Source organism: Prevotella sp. Rep29 (genome assembly GCF_019551475.1).
In the GTDB taxonomy this organism is placed as follows: Bacteria; Bacteroidota; Bacteroidia; order Bacteroidales; family Bacteroidaceae; genus Prevotella.
Genome location: NZ_CP047159.1, coordinates 1,237,748 through 1,262,490, shown reverse-complemented (window position 1 = coordinate 1,262,490; position 24,743 = coordinate 1,237,748). Strand labels below are relative to the sequence as shown.

The following is a 24,743-nucleotide window of genomic DNA, read 5'->3' as shown; positions in this document are numbered from 1 at the left end:
CAGATTTGTTTGATTACAGATTTGAAAGATTTGCCTTTTCCCATAGGTGGCGATTTACAATTCTCGCCACAGGCGACTAATATTGATTATCTCGCATGCCGACGGAACTAAAATTAATAACCAAATGGAGGCACCTTCGGGATGAAGTGCCTCCATTTTTATATTCGATTTCAAGCGACTGGGTTATTTCACCACGACTCGTTTTCCGTTAACGATGTAGATGCCCGGGATTGTCGGTTTGCCGTTGAGCCGCACGCCGTTGAGTGTGTACCAAACGTCATTATCAATTGTCGATTGTGAATTATCAATTGAAACAATGCCCGTCGGCAAGTCTTCAACGATATTCAGGAAACTCTTCCAAACATCCGCTGCTTGGTATTTCACCTTGCTTCCGATAGGCACATGAAGCGTGCAGGTGTGTGTAGGAACATGATAAAAAGAAGACCAATCTATCCATAACGGTTCTTCTATATGGCAATAAATATCCGTCAGACCGCTGCATTTATAGAATGCAACCTCTCCAATGCTCGTCACGGAGTTGGGGATGGTGACGGAGGTCAGACCTGTGCATTCTTGGAACGCACCAAGACCAATGCTCGTCACGGAGTTGGGAATAGTGACGGAGGTCAGACCGGTGCATTGCCAGAACGCACCAAGACCAATGCTCGTCACGGAGTTGGGAATAGTGACGGAGGTCAGACCGGTGCAACCCGAGAACGCAACCTCTCCAATGCTCGTTACAGAGTTACCAATGATGACGGAGGTCAGACCGCGGCAACCAGAGAACGCACGCCACCCAATGCTCGTCACAGAGTTACCAATGATGACGGAGGTCAGACCGGTGCAATTAGAGAACGCAGAAACTCCAATGCTCGTCACGGAGTTGGGGATGGTGACGGAGGTCAGACTGCTGCAACCAGAGAACGCACCATCTCCAATGCTCGTCACGGAGTTGGGAATGGTATATGTTCCTTGTTTCCTCCTTGGATATAGAATTAGTTCTGTTTGCGATTTATTAAACAAAACGCCATCAATAGAAGAATAGGCTGTATTATTCTCATCTACATTGATTTCTGCCAGGCTGCTGCAACCAGAGAACGCAGACTGTCCAATGCTCGTCACGGAGTTGGGGATGGTGACGGAGGTCAGACTGCTGCAACCAGAGAACGCGGACTGTCCAATGCTCGTCACGGAGTTGGGGATGGTATATGTTCCTTGTTTCCTCCTTGGATATAGAATTAGTTCTGTTTGCGATTTATTAAACAAAACGCCATCAATAGAAGAATAGGCTGTATTATTCTCATCTACATTGATTTCTGCCAGGCTGCTGCAACCAGAGAACGCAGACTGTCCAATGCTCGTCACGGAGTTGGGTATGGTCACGGAGGTCAGACTGCTGCAACCAGAGAACGCGGACTGTCCAATGCTCGTCACGGAGTTGGGGATGGTGATGGAGGTCAGACCGCTGCAATACGAGAACGCTGACTCTTCAATGCTCGTCACGGAGTTGGGGATGGTGATGGAGGTCAGACCGCTGCAACCCGAGAACGCATTCTCTCCAATGCTCGTCACGGAGTTGGGGATGGTGATGGAGGTCAGACCGCTGCAACTAGAGAACGCATAGTTTCCAATGCTTGTCACGGAATTGGGAATAGTGACGGAAGATAGACCTTCGCAAAACCAGAACGCTTGGTTTCCAATGCTCGTCACAGAGTTGGGAATAGTAACGGAAGTCAGACTTTTGCAACTTTGGAACGCAGAACTTCCAATGCTCGTCACAGAATATTGTGTTCCTTCATGTTCCACGCTCTCAGGAATAACCAAATCACCTGTAGGAGTTCCATTTTTACCTACACTTACCGTTGAGTCTGTCGTCGTAGTATATTTTAAATTCCCAATAGTAAATGTTGTTTGAGCTGAAACAGCCAGATTACACAATACCGCAAAAACTAAAAAGATAAAACCTTTTCTTACTTCATGATTTTTTTTGAATTTGATTGTTTTCATTGTTATAAATTTTAATATTAAAGATTATTCGAGTTTGGTTTGTTTTGTTCTTTTTTTTCTTGCTCATCCTCTCCTAGATACTTCTTTCCCTCCCAAACTAACTCGTGTATTTTCATCTGAGTTTGATACCAAAGGTATGGGATGATAAAAACAGTTATCAATATCACTAAATATAACTTATCACAATTAAATTGTATAGATTTATATATACAGAATAATAAAGGTGTCAAAACAATGGATAAGAGAATCGGGATCAGGAACAAAAAAGCTTTAGCGTACTTTAGACATTTCAATAATTTGTTTTTAATTTTATGCCAAAAATGTTTACAACCATTAATTACATTCTCAAAACATTTCCAAAATTTCCGACCTATAGCATTCCTAACTTTTTTGATTATTTTACCCGCAAATCGCATTATCATTATTATTATATAAGTCACAAAAAACATTGCAAAAAACACCATTGTGTCTTTTTTTCCTGATATTAGAGACAATTTATCGTAATGACAACAACAATAATAATAAAAAGGTATCGGCAAAAGGTTTCTCAGAAATGCTGCTTGTGCCTCTAATATGGGAATATTTCCAAGCAGTCCTTTTTTTATGAGGAAATAATATGCTATGTAGTAGTTTTCTTTTGAAGAATCCTTTTCGTTTTCTTTACCATTTACAGATTCATAAGCTTTTAAAATCATACAGTCTTTATTTCTCATGCATATTCCCAAAGTATTCTCCATCAGTTTATGATAGATTAATCCCACAATGAAACACGAAACAAAGAAATGAAATTCATTTGGGGAGGATATTATAGGGAACAATATAATAAATCCCATAACGACCATATTAAGAAAGTCGTAAAGTCCGATTGTTGTTGAAGCATTCATACTTTATATACTAAAAAAGTGAATATTCGCTTTGGTGCAAACGGATAAATACACAAAGAAAGGCGCAGCCACTCTTATGCACTTAACCTGAGGGGCAGACCTAGGAATTGGAACCCCTGACAACATATAAGAATGCGCTACGCCTAAACGTAAGCATTGCTACATTCGTTGTCAAGAAAACCGTTTCCAGTCTTCCCTTGCTTCTTAAATCGAACTATTCCAAATAGATTTCCTAGGTCTTTTCGGTTAAGTGCGAAATAATAAGCAATTGCAATGTGCTACGGCTTTTACTCCGTAACCATGTGCAAATATATAAAACTTTCGCCATTTCTCCAAATCTTTGAGCATAAAATATGCGTACATGTTGGATGGAAGTTCCCTGTTCATGACCCTCCCACGCAACTCCCGTTAACTGAAAATGACACTTTCATTAACCAAACTCGTACGAAATTGCACACCAAACTCGTACGAAATTGCATACCAAACTCGTACGAAGTTGCATACCAAACTCGTACGAGATTGGTTGACGATGGTTCAACTCTCTGATAACTAAACGAGAATTCTGACGTGACGTTCGCTGAACGATGACGTGACGAACGCTTCTTCGTTCGGGTGGATTTGCAATCCGCCCGCATATAAACAGTGGATTTACAATCCACAAAAGATTGCGGACTGCAATTATCTCCATCGTAAATAGCGGATTATAAATCCTGATAATTGACAGTTGAGGATTGCAAATCCCCAACAACAGGGAATTCTGACGTGACGTTCGCTGAACGATGACGTGACGAACGCTTCTTCGTTCGGGTGGATTTGCAATCCGCCCGCATATAAACAGTGGATTTACAATCCACAAAAGATTGCGGACTGCAATTATCTCCATCGTAAATAGCGGATTATAAATCCTGATAATTGACAGTTGAGGATTGCAAATCCCCAACAACAGGGAATTCTGACGTGACGTTCGCTGAACGATGACGTGACGAGGGAGGGCTTCGCTGCGCGCCAGGGGTCAATAGACTCTCAGCAGGTCGCCTTGCCTGATGACGTATGTCGCCGGGGCGAGCCGGTTTTTCTTGTAAAGGCTCTTCAACTGTATGCCATATTTCTGGGCGATGGAATACATGCTCTCTCCTGCTGCCACGCGGTGCGGACGGTTCTTGAAGGCTTTGTCTGCCTTCGTGCGCTTTTTCTTCAGGAAGATGACGTCACCCTCTGCCAATGGCTCTTTGTGGTGGCGCTCGTTGTATCTGGCAAGTTTGCGCGCTGAGATGCCCACTTCTTTTGCGATGGACTTGAAGGTGTCGCCACGCCGCGCTTTCAGGAAATAATTGCGGTTGCAGATGTTGATGGTGTGCAGGGTGCCGCCCGTCTCTGCCGGATGATCCTTGGCGTTGTGGGTCATGACGAACTTGTCGTAAGTTGTCGCATAGTCGTAGTCGTGCAGGCGATAGACCTCTATAATCTCTATCAACTTCTTTGCATAGACGGGATTGGTGGCATAGCCTGCCGCCTTGAGCCCGTGCGCCCAGCCTTTGTAGTCGGTTATCTTGAGTTTGAAAAGCGAACTGTAGCGCGGTTTCGTACAGAGAAACTTGCTATGGTCCTCATAGCTCTCATAGACATTGTCGTATGCCCGGAAGCATTCTTGGTTCAGGTCGTCGTCATGATAGGTGGTGCGCCCCTTCCAGTCGTGACACTTGATGCCGAAATGGTTGTTGCCTTTGCGTGCGAGTTCGCTCCGCCCTGCCCCACTCTCTAGCAGTCCCTGCGCCAGGGTAATGCTGGCAGGGATGCGATGTTTCAGCATCTGCTCGATGGCAAGGTCTTTATATTGGTCGATATAGTTCTGAAAAGTCTGGTTCCACTTCACCTGCGCACTTGTTGCCACGGCGATGGCGAACAGGAAAAGCACTGACACGTATTTTTTGACTGACTGTATGCTCATTGGTCTCTGGATTCTTTGATGATGTTGCAAATATAAACAAAATTCTCGAATCCGACATAAGGTTGGGAGAAAGAAACGAAATTTCTTTGCGCAAATATCCACTTCAAACAGCGAAAGACGAAAGCACAGGCGCCTTTCGCTGTATTATTATAAAACCCGAATCGGTCATTAGAACGCCATTAAATATTTTTGTAGTGATGTTCTGCTCTTCGTGTCATAGCATCATTTGCTTCGGCATCTGCCTCCAATCTTCCTCTCGCCGTAGCCCGCTACGCCGTCGAGAAAGGTTGAAGACATCTGCACAAAGCAAACAACACTCTGAACACAAAGTCTAACGACTGATTTGGGTTAAAAAAAGTGAAATATTAGCATATAAAGAAAATTATTACTATTTTTGCAAGTCGAAAGAATAGAACAAGGTATATATAATAAGGAATATTGAAATGAACAAGACGCATGAATTAATTATCTCGATCGGAACAAACGTTGACCACGATCTGAACATGACCCTTGCAAAAAGAGCATTGTTGACGCTACTGCCTGACATGACCTTTACGACAGAGAAATGGACCAACCCCGTGGATGCCGAATCAGACAAATTCCTGAACTGCCTGGCATTGGCAACGACGAGACACGGTGCCAAGCAAATCGTCAGGGCTTTCAAGCAGATTGAGCGCAAATGTGGCGACACGAAAGGCAAGCGCTCAAAGGGTACCATCACGGTTGATATTGACATTCTCAAATACGACGACGAGATTTTCCACAAGGAAGACTGGCAGCGCGGATACATCAGGGCACTGATGAGGGAAATCAACGAAATGAAGCGACAGGAAAAAGAACTGTAAGGTTCATGATTTTTAAGTAAAAAACACACACCACCACCGATGATGAGACAGGTAAGAAAGTTGGTTGGCTGCATGATGTTACTATGCTGGGTAACCACCATCCATGCGCAAGAGTTTGAGCAGTATTTCACCAACCAGACGTTGCGCATAGACTATATTTTCTCCGGTAACGCAGAGCGTCAGGAGATTTCGGTCGATGAACTGAACAAGATTCCCGGCTGGTATGGCAAGCGGCAACGACTTGCTGAAGTCCCCGTAGAGGGAAACGGACAGATTATCGTCCGCTCACATCGCACGAAAGACGTCATCTACCGACAGTCGTTCTCTACCCTCTTCCAGGAATGGCTGTCCTATGACGAAGCGAAAACCATCAGAAAAGCCTTCCAAAATGTCTTCCTGGTGCCCATGCCCATCGATACTGCCGACGTGACCGTCGTACTGAAAAACAACCGGCGCGAAACGATTGCAGAAATGACACACACCGTCGTGCCCGACGATATCCTCATTCACAGCATCGGAGAACAAAACGTCACACCGTATGACGTCATCCAGGAAGCCAAGGACACGACGCGCTGCATACACATAGCCTATATCGCTGAGGGATATACGGAGGCGGAGATGCCCGTGTTTCTTAAAGACGTGAAGACTGCCAACGATGCGCTTTTCGAGCACGAGCCCTTCAAGTCGATGAAAGAACGCTTCCATGTCATTGCCGTAAAAGCCGCTTCGGAAGAAAGCGGAACGAGCATTCCCCGCAGGAATATATGGAAAAACACCGCCCTCAGCTCGCATTTTGACACGTTCTACAGCAGCCGCTATCTGACGACGCTGCACCTGAAAGACCTTCACAACCTGCTGGCTGGCACGCCATACGAGCACATCATCGTGCTGGTCAACACGGAACAGTACGGCGGAGGAGGCATCCTCAATTCATACAACCTCTCCATGACACACCACCCGATGTTCAAACAAGTGGTGGTTCACGAGTTCGGACACAGTTTCGGCGGACTGGGCGATGAGTATGCCTACGAAGAAGAACAGATTCCCATGTATCCCGCCGACATTGAACCGTGGGAGCCCAACCTGACGACACTGAAAGATTTCAACGGGAAATGGGAACATCTCATCGAAAAAGGGACACCCGTTCCCACCCCACTCTCAAAGAATCCAAAGACCATCGTGCAGCGTGTGGGGCTCTTCGAAGGAGCGGGCTACAGCCTGAAAGGGGTCTATCGGGCATGTCAGGACTGCAGAATGAGGTCGAACGAGGTGGAAGACTTCTGCCCGGCATGTCAATTAGGACTCACACGACTGATAGACTTCTATACCCGATAGAGAACGCTGCAAGCACGTTGTAAACACCTGCAATGAAACGTAGTTTCTACATACTGATTATCGTTGCGCTCTGCGTGCTGCCCTTCCATGCGCAAAAGCCTCGTGACAGCGAGAAACTGGGGATGGCGCTTGAATATTTCACCGCTGCCAAATACCATGAGGCACTCCTGCTTTTCGAACAATTAGACAAACAATACGAACTCAATCCGCGCTTCCATGCCTACATGGGGGTATGCTATTATCATGAGTGGCAATACGAAAAGGCGTGCCAATATCTCGAATCAGCCATCCCGCAACTGCACCTTTTCAATCCTCACGAACGCTCTGTATATTATTACACGGCGGGCGAAAGCCATTTCCAGCTCCACCAATACGAGAAAGCCATCCCCTATTATGAACAGGCGCTGGCGCTCTGCTACGACCGCGAAAAGGGAGACATCTTCTACAGGATGGGCTTCTGCCACATGTTCCGGGAAAACTGGGAGGACGCACTTGAGAATTTCCGCAATGCGCTTTCTTCCTACAAAGCCCACCGCGACACGTCAGAACTGCAACCGCGCGTTGCACAGATACAAAACATGATTAAGGGATGCGAAGGCTATATCATGCCGGACAGCACTGACCTGCCCGGCGATTCCATTCAAATGCCTGGCGATTCTATCTTGCATTTGACCGATTCGCTCCAGCAACCGCAAGCAACACCGCACCTTATTGATTCTATTCTGCTGCCAACCGACACGCAGAAATAGAACTTCCTCCAAGCAAATTCAGTGAAATTGAAGACCAAATTCAGTGAATTTGATTAGCAAATCCACTGAATTTGGTTTTTGAAAGGATTACTTTCTTCTTTCAAAAAAACTGCTCTGGATAGAAAGAACGCAACTATCTGACGGCAATCATCTCGATTTCGACCAAAGCGCCTTTGGGTAAATCTTTCACCGCAAATGCCGAACGGCCGGGATAAGGTGCAGAGAAAAACTCGGCATACACCTCGTTCATCGCTGCAAAATTGCTGATGTCGGAAAGGAGAACCGTTGTCTTCACGACATTGCTCAAATCAAGTTCTGCCGAGCGAAGGATGGCTTGAGCGTTGAGGAGTGACTGGCGAGTCTGCTCTTTGATTCCGCCTTCGGGGAATGAACCTGTTGCCGGATCAATGGGCAACTGACCTGAAAGGAATATTGTTCCATTGGCTTCAATCGCCTGACTGTAAGGTCCGATCGCTGCCGGAGCCTTTTCTGTATTCAATTGTTTTTTCATAAGTTGTTAGATTGATTTGTTCGTGTTGCAAATATAAACAAAAAAGCCGGAAGACGCAACATCTTCCGGCTTTTTATATTGATTGAACAGATGTTTAGTACTTATAACGTTGCAGCATAAATCCACTGATAGATGCAGCTGAAGATACCAAACGCTGCGATGCCCAATGTACAAACGGCAAGCGCCAGTTTTGTGTTGCAATCGCTCTTGAATGTCGGCAGCGGATTGTCAGAGCCCTTGATGAACATCGCTTTCACGATGAGCAGATAGTAATAAAGGCTGACTACCGTGTTGAGCAAAGCGATGAAGACCACAACGTATGCGAATGTGGACATCGTCTCGGCTGCTGCCATGAACACAAAGAACTTGCTGAACATGCCGGCAAACGGAGGAATACCTGCCAGGGAGAAGAGTGCAACGGTCATGAGGAATGCCAATTTCGGATTCGTGCGATAGAAACCGTTGTAATCATCCATGTCGGTTGTCCCGTTATTGTTTTGCTCAACTGCACTGATTACGGAGAATACGCTCAGGTTGGCAACCACATAGACAAGTACGTAGAACGACAAAGCCGTCACACCCGTCTGGCTGTTTCCAACCACAGCCAGCATGATGTAGCCGGCTTGTGAGATGGAGCTGAACGCCATGAAGCGCTTCAAGTCTTTCTGGCGCATCGCAAAGAGGTTAGCTATCGTGATGGAAAGGACAATGACAACGTAGAGCATCATCTGCCATTCTGCCACCATATTCACAAAGACCTTCATGAGGATGGTCATCAGTGTGAAGGCTGCAGCTCCTTTCGAAACCACGCTCAGGTATCCTGTCACGATAGTCGGAGCACCTTGATAGGTGTCTGCCGTCCAGAAATGGAATGGTACCAGAGAGATTTTGAAGCCAAGTCCGCTGAAGAAGAACACGAGTCCCATCAAAGCCAACGGGCTAAGTACCAGTTTTCCTGTCATATCAGCAAAATAGAGCGTGCCGCAAATGCCATAAAGGAATGATATACCGAACAGCATCACTCCACTCGAGAAGGTGGCTGTCAGGATGAACTTCGCTGCTCCCTCTGCTGAATTATTGCGGTATTTGTCGAGTGCCACGAGGCATGCCATCGGCACGGATGCCATTTCCAATCCGAGGAAGAACAGCAAGAAGTGTCCTGACGACATCATTACGAACATACCCAGCAAGGTGGATATGACAAGCATGTAGAACTCTCCTTCGCGAGCGCGGCTGTCTGGACGTGAAATCCACTGGCGACTCATGATGAGAACAATTAAGGTTCCTGCTGAGAGGATGGTCTTCATCACGTTGACGGCAGCTGATGTGACGTACATGCCGCCGAATGCCGTAACGGGTTCTTGAGGTATGAAGCTCACCGCAAGCTGTGCTAACATCAACAGACAAACCAACGGATTGAACCATTTACGCTCTTCTTTCTTGGAAGATGCAAAGTCTGCTATGAAGACTATTATCAGAATAGCCACGAGAATGGCTTCTGGAATCATATTAAAAAATTGATTGTAATTCATATTCCTGCCTCCTTTTTAGATATTAGCAAACGCTGGATTAACCAAACTCAATATCGGTCCGACGGCATCGCTGATGACGTTACTTGCCCACAGCGGAGCTACGCCAAGACCTGCTACACAGAAAATCAGACATCCTACGGCGAAACGCTCGTCCCACGTCGCATCGGTCAGTGTCTCATAATGCGGATCTGCCACCTTCTGGAAGAGGATTTTTCCTACGACACGCAAGATGTAAACAGCTGTTACCACAATCGAACCGCAAGCGATGATCGTGGCTACGCGGTGGAACGTATCGGCATTGGCAAATGAACCCACAAAGATGGTCATCTCGGCAATGAAGCCCGAGAAGCCCGGAAGTCCTAAGTTTGCCAAACCGGCAATGACATATCCCACTGAAAGGAATGGCATGATTTTCATCAATCCGCCAAGTTTGCGGACGTCACGGGTATGCGTCCTGCCGTAAATCATACCGATAAGTGCAAAGAAGAGGGCTGTCATCAGACCATGTGAGAGCATCTGAAGGATAGCTCCCGTGCACGATGTCCGGGTCATCATCAGCAAGGCAAACAACACCAAGCCGCAGTGAGAAACCGATGAATAGGCATTGATATACTTCAAGTCGGTCTGCACACAAGCTGACAGTGCACCATAGACCACAGAGATGGTCGTCAAGATAAGGAATATCCAAGACAATTCCTGCGCTGCCTCAGGCAACAGATACATGGCGATGCGGAAACAGCCGTAACCTCCCAACTTCATCAGCACACCGGCATGGAGCATAGACACTGCTGTCGGCGCTGAAGCATGACCGTCGGGAGACCATGTATGGAATGGGAAAAGTGCACCAAGAACACCGAAACCAATGAAAACGAACGGGAAGAATATCTTCTGGACTTCCATCGGGATATTGTGGAGAGCGGCTATCTCAATCACATTCATCGTCTGTGCACCGCTGAAGAAGTAGATTCCAAGAATACCAAGTATCAGCAACGCCGAACCTCCCATCAGCATCAAGGTGAGCTTCATGGCGGCATATTCCTTGGCACCACTACCCCACACACCTATCAATAAGTACATTGGGATAAGCGCTACCTCATAGAACATAAACATGGTGAACATGTCTGTGCAGATAAAGAATCCGTAAACACCCGTTGAAAGTAAGGTGAACCAAAGGAAATATTCTTTCGTCAACGGCTTCAACTGCCATGAGGCAAAAGTTCCTGTAAAGACAATCACACTTGAAAGCAGCAGCATCACTACCGATATACCGTCAACTCCCACCGAATAGGCAATGTTGAGCGGAGCAAACCACATGTGGCTGGCTGTGAAAAGCATCACATCGTGGTTGCCGGCATTGCGCGCTTGGATAAATGCTATTGTCAAATAGATGGAAAAAGCAAGCAACAGCGTTGAACCTACTACCATCACACCACGCACCTGATTCAGGTTGCGAGCCAACCAAAGACCCAGCAACATCAGGACGGGAATCACTACAAATAATGTCAGTATACTCATTTTCTAATTATTTGTTATTTCATTACACATTATAATCAAACTGCAAACGCTAATAAGATGAGTGTCAGAGCTACCGCACCGGTAAGAATCCATACCGCATAGTGGCGCACATCGCCGCTCTGCCAACCACGAATACTCTCTCCTGCTTCGTTCGTTCCCCATGCCATGAAGTTGAATGTTCCGTCAATGACGCGACGGTCAAACCACGCGATGGGTTTTGAAACGAGATTAAAAATAATCTTGTGAGTAACGAACTGATAAACCTCATCCATATAGAAACGCTTATAAGCCGCGCGATGGAGTTTGGGGAACGCCTTGTAGAGCTTGTCTGCAACAGGCTGCTTCTCGCCTTTATAGATATAAGTGGCAAGCAAAATACTGCAAACAGCAACGACAATGCTCGTTCCTGCAACGGTCCAATCAAGATGTATATCATATGCCTCACCGCTGGCGCTCACGAAATGACCGAAAGGAATGAATCCGGCACCAATTGTCACCAAAGACAGGAATATCAATGGAATGGTCATGGTGAGCGGTGCTTCGTGGGGCGTGTGGTGAGCATGCGCTTCCTTGTTTTCTGTTCCCCAGAAAATGCCGTAATACAGACGGAACATGTAGAACGCTGTCATGGCGGCTACTCCTGTCATAATCCATCCCACAACAGGGCTATACTGCATCGATGCCGTCAGGATTTCATCCTTTGAGAAGAAGCCTGAGAACGGAGGAATGCCCGCAATCGCCAAACAGCTGATGAGGAACGTGATGTGGGTAATAGGCATATACTTGCGCAAGCCACCCATCATTGCCATCTCATTAGAATGAACGGCATGAATGATACAACCAGCTCCGAGGAACAGACATGCTTTGAACATAGCATGTGTAAACAGATGGAACATGGAAGCCATGTAACCCAACTGAGCGTGATTGTCAAGCACCGCACCATGATGACCGGGCAGGCAGACGCCAAGTGCCACCATCATAAATGCAATCTGAGAAATCGTTGAGAAAGCAAGCACGCGCTTAATATCACTCTGCGCGCAAGCAACAGCCGCTGCATAGAATGCCGTAAACACACCTACCCAGACAACAATGCTCATTGCCTGTGGAGCGTATTCAATCCACAGCGGGAACATACGGGCAATCTGGAATACACCGGCAACGACCATCGTGGCTGCGTGAATCAAAGCACTGACAGGTGTCGGACCTTCCATTGCATCGGGCAACCAGATATGAAGCGGGAACATTGCACTCTTACCGGCACCACCGATGAACATGAGCACCAAAGCTGTCGGAAGAATCATGGCTCCTGCCGCCATCGCCTTTGCCGCATTTGCCTCAATGAACGGAGCAGCGCCCTCGCCCATCACCACATCGCCGGCAAAAGAGAAGCTGAACGACTCGGTATAGTATCCGAAGATAAGGATACCTATCAAGAAGAACATATCTGCGAAACGGGTCACGATAAACGCCTTCTTGGAAGCAGCAACAGCTTCATGGGTCTTGTAATAGAAGCCAATCAGCAGATAGGAAGAAACACCTACCAACTCCCAGAAGAGATACATCTGGAAAATATTGGTTGCGACAACCAATCCGAGCATTGACATGGTGAACAGCGAAAGGAATGCGTAATAGCGCTGGAATCCCTTCTCTCCATGCATATATCCAAACGAATAGATATGCACCATGAGTGATACCGTTGAGATGACAATGAGCATCATGACTGAAATAGGATCCAACAGGATTCCTATGTCAAAATGCAACTTCCCTAACGGCAACCAGGTAAAGTTGTAAGGAACCAGTGTCTGGAAAACACCATCCACTCTGTCCGCAGTAAAATAGCTGAATGCTGTCATATAAGAGAGTGCAGTCACTATTCCCAACGAGGTTGTCCCGATAAGTCCTGCGGTCTTATGTGACATCTTCATGCCTGCCAGTCCTAACACAAGAAAGGACAGAAGTGGCAGCAGAAGTATCAAAAATACATAACTATATTCCATCATTCTTAAAGTTTCATGTTTTCAATACTTGTCACCTGATCACTATGGAATCGACGGTAAACATTAATAATAATTGCAACGGCAACAGCTGTCTCTGCTGCTGCTACTCCGATGGCAAACAGCGTGAAGAAGAATCCTTCAAGCTGACCAGGGAAAAGAATACGATTGAATACCGCAAAGTTGATATCTACCGCATTCAGGATAAGTTCCACTGAAATCAGCATTGCTATCAGATTGCGACGGGTTACGAAACCGAAAACGCCAATGAAAAACAAAAGCGTACTAAGCGCTAAATAACATACTACTGGTACCATATTACTTATCCTTTCTTGAAATTACGATTCCACCAATGATACATGCCAGAAGGAAAATGGAGATGAACTCAAAAGGAAGCACGTACTGGTACTTCTCCGAACCCATCAATGCTGTTCCGATAGTTTCCATCGAAACGCCATCGTCCTGGAGTTTTCCAACAACCTGATTGGCTGACTGGTCAGCCGTGAGGCACATATCGAATATCTTGTTCTTTAATAGTATGAATGCAACAGTGGCAAAGCCTGCCAAAGCCGCAAGAATACCTACAATGACCTGCTTGCCTCTCAGTTTCTCATGAAGACCTTGCAGCGCATGCTTTGAAACAAGCTGGATTGCAAAGATATAGATCATTGTCACACCACCTGCATATACGGCAATCTGAGCGGCACCCAAGAAGGTGTAGTCAAGCAGGAAATAGATGCCTGCCACACCAAAAAGGACAAATAGCAGGAAGGTTGCTGCCCGCATGATTCGCTTGGTCATCACGCACATTACCGCAGAACCAAGAATGACAACAGCCAAAATGATAAATACTACTATATTAGCCATAATTCCTTATTTCGTTTTGGTATTAAACTTACCGATTTCAAGAGGTGCACCGCCATCTATGAGTTGCGGCAACGAACCGCCCTCGTATTTTTCTTTGTCCAGATGCAGCACAAGCTGACTGCGGTCAAATACCGCATTCTCAAAATCATTCGTAAACTCTATCGCGTCAAAATTGCAGGAATTTGTGCACAGCTGACAGAACATACAGTCACCGAGGTTATACTGATAATCAACCAGTTGCTTTTTCTTTTTCCCTGTCTCGGGCTCTTCAACCATCTGAGACACAATTTTGATACTTCCATTCGGACAAGCCTTCTCGCACAGTGTACAAGCCGTACATCTATAATCACCGTTCTCGTCGCGCTTGAAAACCAGACGACCGCGGTGACGCTTCGCTACGTGGAGGGTTGTTTTACGGTTTTCCGGATATTGCTCGGTTGACTTCGGTATGAAATATTCCTTCAACGTGGTCTTCAAACCGACACAGAGTGTCTTTATTCCGTGAAAAACCTCACTAAAATATGATTTATTCTCTTCCATAGCCTTATACCTTATTTAATATATAATCCTAATGCCACAACAATCGTCATCAAGACAAGATTGATCAATGACAACGGCATCAGATATTTCCACTCCAACTTCAGAATCTGGTCGATGCGCAGACGCGGGAATGTCCAACGCACCCACATCAGCAGCCAGACAATGAGGAATGTCTTTCCAAAGAACCAAACAGCTCCGGGAATATAGTCCATTACCTGATTGAAGCCGTCCCAACTTCCAATATGCAAGGGCATCCATCCTCCGAGGAAGACGGTTGCTGCAATACCGGAAATGATGAAGAGGTTAAGGAACTCCGCCAAATAGAAGAAGCCGAATCCCATACCTGAATATTCGGTGTGGTGTCCAGCCGTCAACTCACTTTCAGCCTCTGCCATATCGAACGGACCGCGGTTGGCTTCCGCATTACCGGCAACGAGGAAAATCAAGAATGCGATAATTGCAGGAATCGCTGCTACGCCATTGAATATCAGCCACGCCTTGCTTTGTGCTTCCACGATTCCGCTGATCTGCATCGTACCTGTCAGAATGACTGCCGTAATCAGGCACAGACAAAGCGACATCTCATAGGAAATCATCTGAACGGCACCACGCATCGCGGAAACTACAGAATACTTGTTGTTAGAACCCCAACCGGCAAGGAATATTCCGACAACGCCGATTGATGAGATTGCCGTCAACAAGAAAATACCCACGTTGAAGTCGAGTATCACCGCTCCTTTATTCCATGGAAGGAAAGCAAATGCGCCTACAGAACCTATCAGCACCAAGAACGGCGCCAGGATATAGAGAAACTTATCAGCCTTTTCCACAAAGAAAATTTCCTTGATAAGCATCTTCAGCACGTCAGCAAACACCTGCAGCAATCCCCAGGGACCTACACGCATCGGACCTAAACGACATTGGAAGTAGGCGCAGACTTTACGCTCCATAAATATCAACGCTACAGCCATCAGGGCATAGCCTGTCAATATCAGCACACCTACCACAATGCACTCTATCAGAACCGACCAGAAATCGCCTAACCCAAGTGTCTGGCGAAGCAGCTGGTCGAACCATGTTGTTACTATTGAAAAATCAAACATAATACTGTTACTTAATAAATGCGAGAATCAAAGATTGCGTGTCCGACTTTTTTCATCCATTTCACGTGCTCTTCTCATCTCAATTAATTATCGGTCAATATCTGGTATTACGAAGTCTATCGCAGCACCTGTAGCTACAAGGTCGGCAATCTTCTGACCACGCAACATCGGATCAAGTGCACCTGTCAATGAAAGTCCCATCGGACGCATCTTCAGACGATAAGGGCTCTTGTCGCCACGAGAGTCAAGATATACTCCGAACTCGCCACTGGCTCCCTCTACAGAGAAATACCACTGACCTTCTGGAACCTTGATGATGGGTTTCTGCTTCACATAGAAATCGCCTTCGGGGATATTATCTATGAGTTGCTCGATGATATGCAGACTCTGATACATCTCATTGACATGAATCAGATAGCGGTCCATCGTGTCGCAGCCTGTCATTGTAACCTGCTCCCACTCCACTTTGTCATACATGTCATAAGGATGGGTCTTGCGAACGTCGTTCTTCCATCCGGATGCCCTGCCGGCAGGACCTGTCACTGCATAGCTGATGCAATCCTCCATATTCATCACACCTACCTTCTCGAAACGCTTATGCGTGATGATGTTATCACCAAACACGTCCATGTATTCCTTAATGATAGGTTTCATGTATTTCACGAGGTCTTTCGTGTTCTTAACGAAGTTCGGGTCGATATCATCCTGGAGTCCGCCGATGCGATAATAGTTCTGAATCAAGCGGCCGCCTGTCGTTTCCTCCATGACGTTGAGCACATGTTCACGGTCACGCATGCAATAGAGGAATGCCGTCAGAGCTCCGAGGTCTTGCGCGCAACAACCGCAATAGAGCAAGTGTGAATCGAGTCGCTGCAGCTCGTCCATAATCGTACGAATGTACTTGATGCGGTCAGTCAGCTCCACGCCCATTCCTTCCTCTATGACTCCTACCAACGCATGACGATGCATCATGGCTGAGAGGTAGTTCAGACGATCGGTCAATGCCAATGTCTGGGGATAGGTCATGGATTCGCACATCTTCTCAATACCGCGGTGGATATATCCAAGATGCGGATAGACGCGCTTCACGGTCTCTCCATCAACGACTGTCTGCAGACGGAGCACGCCGTGTGTTGACGGGTGCTGCGGACCGATGTTCATCACATATTCATCGTCAGCAAACAGACGGTTTTGCTTTGAACAGAGACGACCGTTGTTGTCGAGCCAATATTCCATTCCGAAATCTGGCTCCACATCGTCTTCCAATGTGTATTTGTCGGTGAATTCCCAGTCCTTACGGAAGGGGAAGCCCTTGAAGTCGGAACGCAGGAAGAGGCGGCGCATGTCAGGATGTCCGAGGAAGAGGATTCCATAGAAATCATAAACCTCGCGCTCAAGCAGGTCTGCCACCTTCCAGATGTTGATGACTGAAGGGATGACGCTTTCACCATCTACCACCTTTGCCAGCATCTTCACGCTGCAACGCTCATGGGTCTCTGTGTTTTCCAATATATAAACGCAACCGAGTCCTTCTTCTGCTCCGAAGTCCTCGCCTACTATCGTGACAAGATAATCGAAATGTTTCTTGTCTTTCAAATCTGCCATCTCAGAGGCAAACTTATCGAAATCGAATACTAAATGCTCCAGTTTCATGCGTTTTCCTCCTTTTCTTGATTTTGTGATTGAAGGTTTTCTGTTTGTTCGGCTTTCACTTTTTCTACGAAGTCTTTGGGAACATCAGTCACCACAATCGGTTCACGACGATGATCGCCGAGCTGACGTGCACGGAGCTCCTCGTTAGAGATACCCAACTCACGCTCATCCCGGTTCTGCTTATGGTTAGCACCGCCGAAGAACTTTTCTATTTTCACTTTCCGCTGCAGCTGCATCATACCATACAGGATTGCTTCCGGACGTGGAGGACAACCAGGGATGAATACATCTACGGGAACAATTTCTTCAATACCTTTTACTACGTGGTAGCTCGATTTGAACGGACCGCCACTGATGGCGCAACCGCCCACGGCAATGACGTATTTGGGTTCTGCCATCTCGTCGTACAGACGCTTGAGCGCGGGTGCCATCTTGTGTGTAATGGTACCGGCACACATGATTAAGTCTGCCTGACGAGGTGAGTTTCTCGTCACCTCGAAACCAAAGCGAGCAAAGTCGTAACGGGCACAACCACACGCCATGAACTCAATACCGCAACACGAAGTTGCAAAAGTCAGCGACCACAGAGAGTTGGCACGTCCCCAGTTAATCAACTGGTCGAGAGAGCCTGTCACGACATTGACGCCTCCTTCATGGAGTTCATCAACCAGTTTCTCCAATGAGGAATTGTCTTTCCACTCCTCGTAGGGAACACTCTTAATCTTCGGCTTTCTTACTTCCATTCCAACGCTCCTTTCCGCCAGGCATAAGCCAAGCCAAATACAAGTACCAACAGAAAGAAGCCGACGGTGAATAGTGCCATCGCACCCATCTGTTTAACGACCACTGCCCAAGGATAAAGGAAAACGGTCTCCACGTCAAACATCAGGAAAAGGATTGCAAAGAGGTAATATCCGATGCTCACGGGCAGCCATGAACTGCCGCGAGTCGGAATACCACACTCGTATGGCTCTCCTTTCACCTTGTTGTAGGAACGAGGTCCCAACAGCTTTGCTATGACATAAGCTGCTGCTACCAAGACAATAGCCGTTAAGATAACGGTAACAAACAAAGTAAAATACATATATGTTTAAATTATTAATGTGTGTTTATCAGTTTGTTCTGCCAAAACCTTATCGGGGTGCAAAGGTAGTAATTTTATTGCGAACATTACTTTTTTTTATAAAAAAAATCCTTTTTTGCATAAAATATCTACCCTTCCGCCTGAACTGGCATCCCCAAAAGTGCGTTTTCACTCAAAACTTATCTCCCCGAAATACTCCGGACGGTGGAAGTCGGGATGCTCCGTCTGTATTCTCTGCCAGGAAAGGAAATGGGGTTTCGGCAGCTTATCGCCACACTTGTAGAAATTGCCCCGCAAGCGCATACCCGACAAATCGTTCACCTGATGTCGGAAAAAACTGCTGACGGGTATCACGAGCGACATTTTCCAGACACCCTTCGAAGGCTTTTCAGCGAAAAGTTCATTGCCGTTCGACGACCATCGCTCCACTTGATTGAGCACCGCCTGCGAAGCCCGTTCGCGCTCACCGCGCCCCTTACCTGTCTCAATCAGCAATTTTCCTGCGCAGTTGCATTCGAAGTTATAGTAGGTATCGCTATCCGGAAGCGCCAGAAACATCTCGCAGCAAGAGTCTTCCCAGACGCTCCCGCCGTCATCAGCCACCGCACGGACATACTCTTCTTCCACTTGATATTCCACCAAAATGGCATCTCCCGTATGGGCTATCCGAAACTTTACATCCGGCGCATAAGGATAGGTTTCTTCCCAATTCACATTCCCTATTTGCTGCCACGCTATTCCGTGGGCATCCATCACTGAACCGACAAGTTTCGCTCCTCCTTCAAATCGTTCTATCTTACTGACCGTCAACATGATTTTCGTTTTTGCTTTATTTTTAATTGATGTGTTCAAAATCCCAATTCACGGATGAATTGTTTCATCTCCTCCTCATGTGCCTTCACGCTTCTGAACAAGCGCAACTGGTTTTCAGCACGCACAAGGTTGTGCTCCGGATAATTGATTTTATAATAAGTATCGCCGTTGATATAGTCCGCCAAAAAGCGCACACACTGCATGAACGGAAACAGGGCGGCACCGTAAGGGAGATGCTCCGTTTCCACGGGTTCGAGGAACGTGCCTGCCGAGCGGAGATAACCGCGGGTAAACGATTTGAAGATTTCCATGTTGAATCCTACCTTTTCCAACTCAGGGCAGTCTTCTGCGACGAAGTTGGCACCCGTACGCAGGAAGTCACCATAGTCGGAAAAGACATACGACGGCATCACCGTGTCGAGGTCTATCACGCATAGCACATCCTCGCCGTCGCCATCATAGAGCATGTTGTTCACCTTCGTGTCGCAGTGGCAGATGCGTTTCTTCAATTTGCCCGCACGTCCCAACTGTTCGGCAAGACACATGTCGTCGGCACTTGCCTCAAGTTCTGCAAGCATGTCGCGAATTCCAGACACGCGCCCTACGGCATCGTTCGCCACAGCCTCGCGCAACTGTGAGAGACGCAGTTCCATATTGTGAAAATCGGGAATGACCTCGCCAAGCTGCTCCGGCAAATCTATCAGCATTGCCTCAAACTCACCGAACTTCTCCCCTGCCTTCTCGGCATGGGCTGGCGTCACCGCCTCGTAGGTCTTCGTGCGAGGAATGAACACCGACAAGCGCCAATATTCGTCGCCCACGTGAGCATACGTCTTCCCTTCAGAAGTCGGGATGAAGCGCAACACGCGACGGTCCAAGTCCGCCACGCCTCTGGCAGAGAGTTTTTCACGGATATGACGTGTGACTGCCTCAATGTTGTGCTGCAACAATTCCACATCCTGAAAAATCTGATGATTGATGCGCTGCAAGACATAGTCGGGAGCATCCGGCTCCGACGTACACACTTTATAGGTATCGTTAATCAGTCCGTTACCCAAAGGCGCTATCGTGTCAAGCGTTCCTTTGACATCGAACATGCCCACAATTTTCTTCAAATCATTATTTTCCATACGCTAAACAATCTTTTCGCCCACAAAGTTAGGCAAAATATCCGAATTATAAGTCCGCCTGACAAAGAAATTAACCCGATGAAGTAACATCCTGTTTGTTTTGTAAAGAAATGAGAATAATTGCCCTATTAAGCAACATGCACTTTTGTATTTTTATGCAGTGCATCACGTTTCATATTCGCTTTCGTAAACAACTGATAATCAAAATATTGGAAAGTCGTTTCCAAAAGTTGAACTTTTGGAAAACGAAAGTTTAACCTGTATTTTTATACAGTTCTACGCATAAATATTACTCCGGAAATTTCAGCATTCCAGACCCTGATTTTTGTAAAAAGAAAATGACATTTTGCACTCCGTCTTGCGACCTTTTTGCAGTCCTGTTTTCCATTTTTGCCACCACTGCAAACAGTGTTTTTTCTGCCAATATCACGAAAAAACCTGCACCGCTCCATAAAAAAGCGATGCAGGTCGTTTCAGTGTAACGATGTTATATCGTTTATTTTCCGCTCAGCTGACGGTCCATATTGAGTGCCGCCCGTCGTCCGTCACCCATGGCGAGGATGACCGTTGCACCGCCGCGCACGATATCGCCGCCGGCATAGATGGTCGGAATCGAGCTCCGCATCTCGTCGTTCACGGCAATCGTGTTCTTCCTGCCGAGTTCAAGTCCTTCGATTGACTTCGGAACCAACGGGTTCGGCGACACGCCTACGGCAACTACCACCTGGTCAACATCCAGCGTGACCGTCTTCCCTTCCACAGGAACGGGGCTCCGGCGACCGCTCTCGTCAGGCTCTCCCAACTCCATCACCTGCAGCACGGCAGCTTTTACGGCTCCGTTCTCGTCGGCAATGTATTCGATGGGATTATGCAACGTGAGGAAGTCGATGCCCTCTTCTTTCGCATGTTTCACCTCCTCGAGGCGTGCGGGCATCTCTTCTTCAGAGCGCCGGTAAACGAGTGTCACGTCAGCACCGAGCCGTTTCGCCGTGCGACAGGAGTCCATCGCCGTGTTTCCGCCACCCACCACGAGCACGTGCTTGGCTTTGTTGATGGGCGTATCGGTGGTCTCGCTTGCTGCATCCATCAGGTTGACACGCGTGAGATACTCATTTGACGACATGATGTTGATGGCGTTCTCGCCGGGAATGTTCATGAAATTGGGCAGTCCGGCGCCCGAACCCACGAAGATTCCTTTGAATCCTTCAGCCTCGAGTTCGCTGACGCTGATGGTCTTTCCGACAATCACGTCGGTCTGGAAATGCACACCCATCTTCTTGAGGTTTTCTATTTCCACGTCAACGATAGCGTTCGGCAGACGGAATTCGGGAATTCCGTATTTCAAGACACCGCCGATTTCGTGCAATGCTTCAAACACATACACGTCATATCCCTTCTTAATCATATCGCCGGCGAATGAAAGTCCTGCTGGTCCTGAACCCACGACAGCAATCTTCATGCCGTTTGCCGGGGCAATCTCGGGAACAGACATCTGTCCGCTTTCGCGCTCATAGTCGGCAGCGAAACGCTCCAGATACCCGATAGCGACAGCTGGTTCGTTCATCTTCAGATGAATACACTTGCTCTCGCACTGCTTCTCCTGCGGGCAAACGCGACCGCAGACTGCTGGAAGTGCGGATGTGTTTTTGAGCACCTTGGCTGCCGAGAGGAAGTCTCCGCGCTCTATATTCTTAATGAACGATGGGATGTTGATATTGACAGGACAGCCTTCCACGCACGTCGGCTTTGCACAGTCGAGACAGCGCTTGGCTTCGGTCATCGCCATCTCTTTGGTCAGACCGGTGTTCACCTCTTCCAGACGTGTCTTCGAACGATATTCCGGGTCAAGTTCGGGCATGATGACACGCGCAATCTGCGTGCGCTCTTTCGGTTTCATCGATGCGCGCAATTCCTTTCGCCATGCGGCGTCGCGGTCGGTCAGCTCCTCAATAGTGCATTGACCGCCACAGGCTGCCGTGCTCTCCTCCACTCCATGGGAAGTCTTTTCGGCAGCGGCTTGCGGTTGGACGCTGTCAATATGCGCCTGAAGGTTTTTCATGTCTTCGGCTTCCACCCGCTTGAAGGTGCCCATGCGCTTGAACATCTCGTCCCAATCAACCTGGAATCCATCAAACTCAGGTCCGTCGATGCAGACAAACTTTGTCTTTCCGCCGATAGTCAGTCGGCACGCGCCGCACATTCCCGTTCCGTCAACCATGATGGTATTGAGCGAAACGTCGGTGGGGATGTTGTATTTCTGCGTAAGCAGACAGCAGAACTTCATCATGATGGCCGGTCCAATGGCGAACGCCTTATCGACATGCTCTTCATTAATGAGCTTTTCCATTCCTACTGTCACGACACCTTTCTCGCCATACGAGCCGTCGTCGGTCATGATGACCACCTTGTCGCTATACTTACGTACTTCGTTTTCGAGGATAATGAGGTCTTTACTTCTTCCTGCCAAGACGGAAAGCACGCGGTTGCCCGCCTCTTTCAGCGCCTTGATAATCGGCAGCATCGGGGCTACACCTACTCCACCGCCTGCACAAAGCACGGTTCCGAACTTCTCGATATGTGTCGGATTACCCAACGGTCCTACGACATCATCAATCAAGTCGCCCTCGTTCAGTGCACAGAGTTTGGTGGTAGAAAGCCCGACCGCCTGCACTACCAACGTGATGGTGCCTTTGTTGATGTCGGCATCGGCTATGGTCAGCGGCACCCGCTCACCCTTTTTACCAACGCGCACGATGACAAAATTACCGGCTTTCCTACTTTTCGCAATCAGCGGAGCCTCCACTTCAAGCAAAAAAACTTTCTCAGAGAATTGCTCCTTTCGTACAATCTTATTCATAATGCCATGTTACTTATTTACTAAACGACGTGCAAAGGTAGCACTTTTTTAGTAATGAGCGTAAACAAAACAAGAAAAACTGCCAAGGACTTGCACCCTTTGGCAGTCTTTCCAGTCATTACTTTAGTTTGCCAGACGCTTCTCAAGACGCTCGCGGATAGCACCGATGAAGCCAGCAGAGTTGACTGCTGTCGGAGTAATTCCTTCCATCAGGTTCACAAGGTCTTTGGTCACGATTCCCTCGTTGAGTGTGTCGAAACATGCGCCTTCCAACTGATTGGCGAAGTTCACGAGCTCGTTGATGCCATCCAGTTCACCACGCTTGCGCAAGGCACCTGTCCATGCGAAGATGGTAGCCATCGGGTTGGTCGATGTCTCTTCACCCTTGAGATATTTGTAGTAGTGGCGCGTAACGGTTCCGTGCGCAGCCTCATACTCGTATTTTCCGTCCGGGCTTACGAGGACGCTCGTCATCATGGCGAGTGAACCGAATGCGGTAGAAACCATATCGCTCATCACGTCACCGTCATAGTTCTTACATGCCCAGATGTAACCACCCTTAGAACGGATAACACGTGCCACAGCATCGTCGATAAGCGTATAGAAATACTCGAGTCCTTTCTTCTCAAATTCAGCTTTATATTCCTCAAACACTTCCTCAAAGATAATCTTGAACTGTGCATCGTATTTCTTTGATATCGTGTCTTTTGTTGAGAACCAAACGTCTTGGTTTGTGTCGAGCGCGAACTTGAAGCAGCTATGTGCAAACGAGCGGATAGACTTGTCGGTGTTGTGCATGCCCTGAAGCACACCTTCGCCCTTGAAATTGTGGATAACCACTTCTTCTTTCTTGCCACTCTCACCTTCGAAAACCATCTTGGCAGTACCCGGTTCTGTCACGCGAATTTCTACGCTCTTGTAAACGTCACCGTAAGCATGACGGGCAATGGTAATCGGCTTTTCCCAGTTTTTCACTGCCGGTTTGATGGAAGGAATGGTGATTGGTGTACGGAAAACAGTACCGTCGAGAATCGAACGAATCGTTCCGTTAGGGCTCTTCCACATTTCATGGAGCTTGTATTCGTCCATACGCTGATGGTTCGGCGTAATGGTCGCACACTTCACAGCCACACCATACTTCTTCGTTGCCTCAGCCGAGTCAACAGTAATCTGGTCGCGTGTCTCGTCACGCTTAGGAAGACCGAGGTCGTAGTATTCTGTTTTCAGATCCACGAACGGGAGAATCAGCTCGTCCTTAATCATTTTCCAGAGGATTCTGGTCATCTCGTCACCATCCATCTCTACCAATGGAGTGGTCATTTGAATTTTCTTTGTATCCATTTTCTTTAATTGTTATTTGTTGATAATTGATTGTT

General features: G+C 47.4%; 21 protein-coding genes. 3 read left to right on the top strand and 18 right to left on the bottom strand.

All coding sequences use genetic code 11. The features are described 5' to 3' along the window. Positions 1-183: 183 nt before the first annotated feature. From GRF55_RS05315 to GRF55_RS05305, 3 genes are all read right to left on the bottom strand, one after another. Positions 184-2,007 carry a leucine-rich repeat domain-containing protein gene (locus GRF55_RS05315; RefSeq protein ID WP_220369477.1) on the bottom strand — a complete coding sequence of 608 codons (1,824 nt, stop codon included), beginning with the start codon at positions 2,005-2,007 and terminating at the stop codon, positions 184-186. A gap of 17 nt (positions 2,008-2,024) precedes the next feature. Further along, a complete protein-coding gene (locus GRF55_RS05310; RefSeq protein ID WP_220369476.1) occupies positions 2,025-2,744 on the bottom strand; it encodes a hypothetical protein in 720 nt (239 codons plus the stop codon). A 1,159-nt stretch (positions 2,745-3,903) separates the two neighbouring features. Next, complete coding sequence (locus GRF55_RS05305) at positions 3,904-4,839, bottom strand: glucosaminidase domain-containing protein (protein ID WP_220369475.1); 936 nt, start codon at positions 4,837-4,839, stop codon at positions 3,904-3,906. Between the two features lie 443 nt (positions 4,840-5,282). Between GRF55_RS05305 and GRF55_RS05300 the strand changes: the two genes are divergently transcribed. The 3 genes from GRF55_RS05300 to GRF55_RS05290 all read left to right on the top strand — a co-directional run bounded on the left by GRF55_RS05300 (position 5,283) and on the right by GRF55_RS05290 (position 7,768). Then, a complete protein-coding gene (locus GRF55_RS05300; protein WP_220369474.1) occupies positions 5,283-5,684 on the top strand; it encodes a 2-amino-4-hydroxy-6-hydroxymethyldihydropteridine diphosphokinase in 402 nt (133 codons plus the stop codon). A 72-nt stretch (positions 5,685-5,756) separates the two neighbouring features. Continuing rightward, positions 5,757-7,019, top strand: coding sequence for a M64 family metallopeptidase (locus GRF55_RS05295; RefSeq protein ID WP_255563860.1), 1,263 nt, complete (start codon positions 5,757-5,759; stop codon positions 7,017-7,019). 32 nt (positions 7,020-7,051) lie between these two features. Next, positions 7,052-7,768: a M48 family metallopeptidase gene (locus GRF55_RS05290; RefSeq protein WP_220369473.1), complete on the top strand. Its 717-nt coding sequence runs from the start codon at positions 7,052-7,054 to the stop codon at positions 7,766-7,768. Between the two features lie 133 nt (positions 7,769-7,901). Here GRF55_RS05290 and GRF55_RS05285 read toward each other — a convergent pair whose 3' ends face one another. The 15 genes from GRF55_RS05285 to GRF55_RS05215 form a co-directional block, all read right to left on the bottom strand. Further along, positions 7,902-8,279 carry a RidA family protein gene (locus GRF55_RS05285; protein ID WP_220369472.1) on the bottom strand — a complete coding sequence of 126 codons (378 nt, stop codon included), beginning with the start codon at positions 8,277-8,279 and terminating at the stop codon, positions 7,902-7,904. A 101-nt stretch (positions 8,280-8,380) separates the two neighbouring features. Further along, a complete protein-coding gene (locus tag GRF55_RS05280) occupies positions 8,381-9,811 on the bottom strand; it encodes an NADH-quinone oxidoreductase subunit N (RefSeq protein WP_220369471.1) in 1,431 nt (476 codons plus the stop codon). A gap of 15 nt (positions 9,812-9,826) precedes the next feature. Then, positions 9,827-11,326: a NuoM family protein gene (locus GRF55_RS05275; RefSeq protein WP_220369470.1), complete on the bottom strand. Its 1,500-nt coding sequence runs from the start codon at positions 11,324-11,326 to the stop codon at positions 9,827-9,829. A 35-nt stretch (positions 11,327-11,361) separates the two neighbouring features. Further along, on the bottom strand, positions 11,362-13,326 hold the full coding sequence (nuoL, locus tag GRF55_RS05270; RefSeq protein WP_220369469.1) for an NADH-quinone oxidoreductase subunit L: 1,965 nt from the start codon (positions 13,324-13,326) through the stop codon (positions 11,362-11,364). A gap of 2 nt (positions 13,327-13,328) precedes the next feature. Then, positions 13,329-13,637, bottom strand: coding sequence for an NADH-quinone oxidoreductase subunit NuoK (nuoK, locus tag GRF55_RS05265; protein WP_220369468.1), 309 nt, complete (start codon positions 13,635-13,637; stop codon positions 13,329-13,331). Position 13,638: 1 nt separating this feature from the next. Then, a complete protein-coding gene (locus tag GRF55_RS05260; RefSeq protein ID WP_220369467.1) occupies positions 13,639-14,187 on the bottom strand; it encodes an NADH-quinone oxidoreductase subunit J in 549 nt (182 codons plus the stop codon). A gap of 6 nt (positions 14,188-14,193) precedes the next feature. Then, on the bottom strand, positions 14,194-14,727 hold the full coding sequence (locus tag GRF55_RS05255; protein ID WP_220369466.1) for an NADH-quinone oxidoreductase subunit I: 534 nt from the start codon (positions 14,725-14,727) through the stop codon (positions 14,194-14,196). A gap of 11 nt (positions 14,728-14,738) precedes the next feature. Further along, on the bottom strand, positions 14,739-15,830 hold the full coding sequence (gene nuoH, locus GRF55_RS05250) for an NADH-quinone oxidoreductase subunit NuoH (RefSeq protein ID WP_220369465.1): 1,092 nt from the start codon (positions 15,828-15,830) through the stop codon (positions 14,739-14,741). A gap of 87 nt (positions 15,831-15,917) precedes the next feature. Then, a complete protein-coding gene (locus tag GRF55_RS05245) occupies positions 15,918-17,483 on the bottom strand; it encodes an NADH-quinone oxidoreductase subunit C (RefSeq protein ID WP_220369464.1) in 1,566 nt (521 codons plus the stop codon). Then, positions 17,480-18,226, bottom strand: a complete 747-nt coding sequence (locus GRF55_RS05240) for an NADH-quinone oxidoreductase subunit B (RefSeq protein WP_255563843.1) — start codon at positions 18,224-18,226, stop codon at positions 17,480-17,482. The genes GRF55_RS05245 and GRF55_RS05240 overlap by 4 nt, the downstream gene beginning before the upstream one ends. Continuing rightward, on the bottom strand, positions 18,217-18,567 hold the full coding sequence (locus tag GRF55_RS05235) for an NADH-quinone oxidoreductase subunit A (RefSeq protein WP_220369463.1): 351 nt from the start codon (positions 18,565-18,567) through the stop codon (positions 18,217-18,219). Before GRF55_RS05235 ends, GRF55_RS05240 begins: the two co-directional genes overlap by 10 nt. Positions 18,568-18,735: 168 nt before the next feature. Beyond that, complete coding sequence (locus GRF55_RS05230) at positions 18,736-19,380, bottom strand: carbohydrate-binding family 9-like protein (RefSeq protein ID WP_220369462.1); 645 nt, start codon at positions 19,378-19,380, stop codon at positions 18,736-18,738. Between the two features lie 35 nt (positions 19,381-19,415). Continuing rightward, positions 19,416-20,510 carry a phosphotransferase enzyme family protein gene (locus GRF55_RS05225; RefSeq protein WP_220369461.1) on the bottom strand — a complete coding sequence of 365 codons (1,095 nt, stop codon included), beginning with the start codon at positions 20,508-20,510 and terminating at the stop codon, positions 19,416-19,418. 496 nt (positions 20,511-21,006) lie between these two features. Beyond that, positions 21,007-23,367, bottom strand: coding sequence for a bifunctional dihydroorotate dehydrogenase B NAD binding subunit/NADPH-dependent glutamate synthase (locus GRF55_RS05220; protein WP_220369460.1), 2,361 nt, complete (start codon positions 23,365-23,367; stop codon positions 21,007-21,009). Between the two features lie 123 nt (positions 23,368-23,490). Then, entirely contained in the window at positions 23,491-24,708 is a 1,218-nt protein-coding gene (locus tag GRF55_RS05215) for an NADP-dependent isocitrate dehydrogenase (protein ID WP_255563842.1), read from the bottom strand. Positions 24,709-24,743 lie beyond the last annotated feature (35 nt).